This is a genomic window from Fulvivirga sp. M361, from assembly GCF_007097395.1.
In the GTDB taxonomy this organism is placed as follows: domain Bacteria; phylum Bacteroidota; class Bacteroidia; order Cytophagales; family Cyclobacteriaceae; genus Fulvivirga.
The window spans coordinates 1-2,333 of sequence record NZ_VKDC01000087.1 but is presented as its reverse complement, the minus strand read 5'-3'; the positions used below and the strand labels follow the sequence as shown (position 1 = coordinate 2,333).

The window sequence follows — 2,333 nt, the reverse complement described above, 5'->3', positions numbered from 1 at the left end:
GTATCCATCCGAAGAACCGCATATTTCAAAGTTGGCCTAAACCCTGTAATCTTGCGTGATGAAAAGACACGACGCTTCAAAGATGCAAGAGCATTACGAAGAGTGGCTGCTATCGGGCAAGAGCAAAAAGGAGTTTGCGTTGGAAAAAGGAATAAGCCTCTCGGTTTTTTATTATTGGATAAAGAAATTGGAGAAGAATGTTCCAGGTGTCCCACCAGGGCATGGCTTTCAGCGCATAGGCCTGCAGGAGACCGCTCAACCCCCTGTAGCGATTGCGGTAGTTCGTTATCCTTCGGGTGTGAGTATTGAATGGCACGGCCCCCTGGAAGTCCACTTTTTGAAGGCCCTGGTAGAATAGTCGATGCTTTCCCTTCCCCATAGCTACCGGTATTTCCTATACCGCTCCCCTTGTGACATGCGGTTCGGGATTTACTCCCTCTCAGGTCTAGTGCGTAATGAACTGGGTGCAGACCCATTGAGTGGGGATATTTTTGTATTCATCGGGAAGCGTGGTAACCAGGTTCGCTTGTTGCAATGGGATCGGGACGGGTTCGCCCTCTATATTAAAAAGCTGGAGGAAGGTACTTTTGAGTGGCCAGGGGGCAGGGACATTTCCATCACAAGCCACCAACTAACCCTTCTTTTAGAGGGGGTAATGCTTAAATCGGTGCGCTTACGCAAGCGCTACACCCCCTTAAAACGGGGATAAAAAAAGCAACTGTTTTAGGCGTAAAATCGGTCTTTAAACCTTGTTAAGGCTATTTTTTATGCTTACTTTCAAGGCATGGAACCCACGGCGACAGACTACAAATTACTCTATGAAAAGTCACTGGAAACTATCGCTGAAAAAGAAGAACAGATCTCCACTCTCCACTTCGAGCTGGACAAATTTCGTAAATATTTTTTTGGCAGGAAAAGTGAGAAACTCCCCATAGGGTCCACTGATGAGGGGCAGATGGGCCTCTTTGACCTGGGCACTACCCCCCGGCAACAAGAGGCTCTTTCAGAGCAGGCTGAACTAGCTGCCCCGCAGAAAAAAACACCTAAGAAGCGAGCCAAAGGACAGGGACGTATGACCCTGCCCGAAAACCTGCGCAGGGAAGAGATCATCATCGAGCCGGTAGAAGATGTAAGCGGGTGTGTGCGCATAGGGGAAGACATTACCGAAGTCCTGGATCTTATTCCTGCCGAATTCTATGTAAAATGCTACATACGTCCCAAGTATGCCCGCCCCAACGGTGAAGGCATCATCACCGGGGAGCTTCCCGACCGGGTGATCAATAAGGGGATCCCTTCCGAAGGAGTGATCGCACAGATGACCCTGGATAAATATGTGTATGGGCTGCCCCTACATCGTCAAATAGACAAGTATCGCAGGTTGGGAGTCAACATACCGGCCTCTACTGCCTCAGACTGGCTGATCAAAGGATGGAAACACCTGGTCCCCTTATGGGAATTACTCCGGCGACTGGTACTCCACCAGAAATACCTGCAGGCCGATGAATCGCCGCTCAAGGTATTAGACAAAAAACATAAGAACGGTATCCACCAGGGATACATGTGGGTGTATCATGCCCCTGCCGACGGGCTGGTATTGTTTGATTACCGGAAGGGACGCGATAGCAGTGGGCCAAAGCAAATGCTGGAAGGGTATGCAGGCATTCTTCAGACCGATGGGTACGGGGTGTATGAAACCTTGTATGGCCACCATCCTCATATCCTGCTGGTCTATTGTATGGCCCATGCCCGGCGAAAGTTTGTGGATGCCCTCAAGTACGATAAAGAGAAAGCCCAACAGGTCCTGAACCGCATGCAACACCTCTATAAACTAGAGCAGGACATGCGTGATGAAGATCTTACCTGGGAGCAGCGCACCGAAAGGAGGCAGGAAAAAGCGATCCCTGTGCTGGAAGAACTCAGGGACTGGCTGGAGGAGCATGCGTACACTGTATTGCCTAAAAGCCCGCTGGGACAGGCCATTGCCTATGCCCTTCCCCGGTGGGAGGGGTTAAGCGCCTACGCCCGGCACGGGCAAATCGAAATTGATAATAACCTGGCCGAAAATGCTATTCGACCATTGGCCATCGGCAGAAAGAATTATCTCTTTGCTGGCTCCCATCAGGCTGCCCAGATGACCGCTGCTATGTACTCCTTCATGGCTACGTGTAAGAAAAATGACGTGGACGAGTTCGAGTGGCTAAAGGATGTGATGACCAGGGTGCAGTCCCACAAACGCAAGGACCTCTATCAACTTTTACCCAACAACTGGAAAAATACCCGCTAAGTTAAGATGCCATCACCAAAATCAACAGATGGGTTCTTCGGATGGATAC

At 50.1% G+C, this 2,333-nt stretch carries 3 protein-coding genes; all 3 read left to right on the top strand.

Going from position 1 to position 2,333, the window contains the following annotated elements; translation table 11 throughout:
• Positions 1 to 58: 58 nt before the first annotated feature.
• The 3 genes from FNH22_RS31635 (at position 59) to FNH22_RS31625 (ending at position 2,284) form a co-directional block, all read left to right on the top strand.
• The gene (locus tag FNH22_RS31635; protein ID WP_143402546.1) at positions 59 to 358 is read left to right on the top strand and encodes a hypothetical protein; all 300 of its coding nucleotides are present in this window, start codon (positions 59 to 61) and stop codon (positions 356 to 358) included.
• Positions 359 to 361: 3 nt separating this feature from the next.
• Complete coding sequence (gene tnpB / locus FNH22_RS33040) at positions 362 to 709, top strand: IS66 family insertion sequence element accessory protein TnpB (protein WP_143402545.1); 348 nt, start codon at positions 362 to 364, stop codon at positions 707 to 709.
• A 75-nt stretch (positions 710 to 784) separates the two neighbouring features.
• Complete coding sequence (locus tag FNH22_RS31625) at positions 785 to 2,284, top strand: IS66 family transposase (protein ID WP_143402544.1); 1,500 nt, start codon at positions 785 to 787, stop codon at positions 2,282 to 2,284.
• Positions 2,285 to 2,333: the final 49 nt, after the last annotated feature.